We start from the raw sequence: 3,228 nt of genomic DNA on the forward strand, positions 1-3,228 counted from the left end.
GCTGACCGCCGCGCAGTTCGTCGCGGCCGCGGCCGAGCGCGCCGCCGAGCCGGAGCCCGAACCCACGCCCGAGCCCGCTCCCGTGCGCCCGCGCGGCGGACCGGTCGCCTCGGCGTACCTCGAGCGCCTCGCCGCGGCGGAGGCCGCGACCGACGACTCGCCCGTGCTCGACGCCACGCGCGCAGCGCAGGACGCGGCCCGTCAGGAGCCCGAGCCCGAGCCGACCCAGCCCGCCCAGCCCGCCCCCCTCATCACCGGCTACCCCGGCCAGGCGGGCACCGCGGTCCCGCCGGTGCCGCGCGCGCAGGACCTCGGCGAGCTCGAGTACACCCGCCTGCGCGACCAGATCCCGACCGAGCGCGAGGACCTCCTGCGCCTCGTGTTCGACACGGGCCAGCGCATCGACGTCACGGGTGACGGCATCGTCGGGCGCAGCCCCGAGGGCGAGATGGGGATCGTCCACGTCATCGTCATCGACGACCCCGCGCGGTCCGTCTCCAAGGTGCACCTGACGTTCGGGCTCACGCCGGCGCGCGACGAGCTGTGGGTGATCGACCGCGCCTCGGTGAACGGCACCGTGCTCGTCGACCCCGACGGCGTGGCCGCGACCCTCCCGGCAGGCGCGCGGGCGTTCGTCGGTGCAGGGTGGACCATCCGGTTCGGTCAGCGCAGCGCGAGGGTCGAGCGCCGCTGACTATGCTGGCGGGCGACCGACCGGCTGCTGCCCGCGAGTGCCCTGCGAGTGCCCTGCGAGGACGACGATGACCGACGAACCGTCCCGAGAGCCCGTGGTGAGCCTGTGGTGAGCGCCCTGTCGGTGCGCGTCGAGGTCGGCGTCGCCACCGACCGCGCCCAGCGGGCCAGCAACGAGGACGCCCTGCACGCGGCGGACGGCGTCTACGTCGTGGCCGACGGCATGGGCGGTCACGAGTCCGGCGAGGTCGCGAGCCGCACCGCCGTCGACACCCTGCGGGTGCTGTCCAAGGGTGTGCCGGACCTCGCGCGCGCCCGCGCCGTGCTGCGTGCCGCGCACTCGCGGGTCCGCGCGCTGCCCGCGTCCGACGCGCTGCGCCGCCCGGGCACGACCGCCTCGGGCGTCGTGCTGAGCGAGCACGACGGCACACCGTGCTGGCTCGTGCTCAACGTCGGTGACTCCCGGACCTACCGGATGGCCGGTGGCGTGCTGGAACAGGTCACGCAGGACCACTCGGAGGTCGCCGAGCTCGTCGCGAACGGCGTGGTGCCCGCCCAGGACGCCGCGAGCTACCCGCGCCGCAACGTCGTGACGCGGGCCCTGGGTGGCGGCTCGGAGACGGTCGAGCCCGACGTGTTCTGGCTCCCGGTGAGCCCGGGGGACCGGATGCTCGTGTGCTCGGACGGGCTGACCGACGAGGTCCCGGACGCGCGCATCGAGGCCGAGCTCAAGGCGGAGCCCGACCCCCAGGCCGCCGCCGAGCGCCTCGTCGACGCCGCGCTGGCCGCGGGCGGGTCGGACAACGTGACGGTGCTGGTGGTCGACGCGACCGTGCGGACGGCGCGGGCGCGATGAGCCTGGACCCCTGGCCGCCGGCGTCGCCGGGCGAGGTCGACCGCCGCAGGTTCCCGACCGCGGATCGCGTGGCTCGCGCGGGATCGACGGACGGAGTGTGGGCGCCGGTCGTGACCGTCGTGTGCTTCCTGGCGCTCGTGGCGGGCGTCGGGGTCGTCGGCCTCGTCTGGCTCGGTGAGCGGGGCTGCACGGGCGAGGACCGGTCGCTCGTCGAACCGCTCGCCGCCGACCCGATGCTCGCTGAGGCGACGGCACCGGACGGCGCGGTGGCGGACGGCGGGGTGGCCAGCGGGCCCTGTGACGAGGACGAGAGCTGGGCCGACTCCGCCCGGGACTTCTCCTTCGAGGGAACGCGCACCGCGGTCGTCCAGCGCTACACGGCGCAGGCCGCGGGTCACGGGTGGACGGTGGTCGCCGGCCGCGGCGAGGAGACCGAGCTGTGCCTGACCAAGCCGCTGCGGGGCACGAGCGCCTACCTCGACCTCACGGTCACGCCGGGGCGCGGGTACACGGTGGCCACCTACGCCGACGCGGACTCCGACCTCGGCTGCTGACCGGCCGAGCGGCGCACCAGCGCCTCGGCGCGCGAGCGCCGCAGCCCGTCCACGGACAGGATGACGAGCGCGACCCACACGAGCGCGAACCCCCACCACCGCGCGGGCTCCATCTCCTCGTGCAGCACGACGACGCCGATGAGGAACTGCAGCACGGGCGCGATGTACTGCAGCATCCCGACGACGCTGAGCGGCAGCCGCCGCGCGGCCGTGCCGAACAGGAGCAGCGGGACCGCGGTGACGACGCCCGCGGAGGCGAGCGCGACCGCGTGCCAGCCGCCGTGCGCGGCGAACGACCCCGTGCCCTGCGCCTGCAGCACGACGAGGTAGCCGAGCGCGAGCGGGGCCAGCACGAGCGTCTCGGTGGCGAGGCCCGGGACCGCGCCGACCGATCGTCCGACGCGGTTCTTGATCAGGCCGTAGAACCCGAAGCTGAACGCGAGCGTGAGCGCGATCCACGGCAGCCGGCCGTAGCCGACGGTGATGACGACGACCGCCGCGGCGCCGAAGCCGAGCGCGACCCACTGCACGGGCCGGACCCGCTCGCGCAGCACGAGCACGGCCAGGCCGACCGTCACGAGCGGGTTGATGAAGTACCCGAGCGCGGCGTCGACGACCCGGTCGGACAGGATGCCGACGACGAAGACGATCCAGTTCACCGCGAGCAGCACCGCCGCGAGCGCGAGCAGCCCCAGCGTGCGGCGGTTGCGCAGGGTCTCGACGAACGGCTGCCAGGTGCGGGTGACCCGCAGCAGGAGCAGGCAGAACAGCAGCGACCAGACCACGCGGTGGGCGACGATCTCGACGGCCCCGGCGGGCTGCAGCAACGGGAAGTAGAGGGGCAGCACGCCCCACAGGGCGTACGCGCCGATCCCGGCCAGCAGGCCGGATCGGGTGGGGGTCGAGGGCACGCGCCGACTCTAGGCGGTTGACGAGGGCCGAGCCCCGCCCTATTGTCCGTTTGCAGCAAGTTTCTACGGTTCTTGCCGTGGGCTTGCAGTCTCGCGTCGTCGGCCCCGGTCGTCGCGCGGCACACCTCCTCCCGGGCCCGGTCCGCCGGTCCCAGCGCGTGCGTGAGCACGCGTCGCAGCAACGGTCGTCGCGACGAGGCGACGGCCGGGACAG

4 protein-coding genes are annotated in these 3,228 nt (G+C 75.1%); 3 read left to right on the forward strand and 1 reads right to left on the reverse strand.

What is annotated here, in order from left to right:
• The 3 genes from D1825_RS18060 to D1825_RS00615 all read left to right on the forward strand — a co-directional run.
• Positions 1–694, forward strand: a 694-nt coding sequence (locus D1825_RS18060; RefSeq protein ID WP_118765603.1) for an FHA domain-containing protein, incomplete at its 5' end; no start/stop codon positions are given.
• 108 nt (positions 695–802) lie between these two features.
• A complete protein-coding gene (locus tag D1825_RS00610; protein ID WP_118765606.1) occupies positions 803–1,549 on the forward strand; it encodes a PP2C family protein-serine/threonine phosphatase in 747 nt (248 codons plus the stop codon).
• Entirely contained in the window at positions 1,546–2,103 is a 558-nt protein-coding gene (locus D1825_RS00615) for a hypothetical protein (protein ID WP_118765604.1), read from the forward strand. The genes D1825_RS00610 and D1825_RS00615 overlap by 4 nt, the downstream gene beginning before the upstream one ends.
• On the opposite strand, the gene rarD is transcribed toward D1825_RS00615, so the two are convergent.
• Positions 2,070–3,014 carry an EamA family transporter RarD gene (gene rarD / locus D1825_RS00620; RefSeq protein WP_118765605.1) on the reverse strand — a complete coding sequence of 315 codons (945 nt, stop codon included), beginning with the start codon at positions 3,012–3,014 and terminating at the stop codon, positions 2,070–2,072. The genes D1825_RS00615 and rarD overlap by 34 nt on opposite strands.
• Positions 3,015–3,228: the final 214 nt, after the last annotated feature.

This window comes from Cellulomonas rhizosphaerae, assembly GCF_003470205.1.
Taxonomy (GTDB): domain Bacteria; phylum Actinomycetota; class Actinomycetes; order Actinomycetales; family Cellulomonadaceae; genus Cellulomonas; species Cellulomonas rhizosphaerae.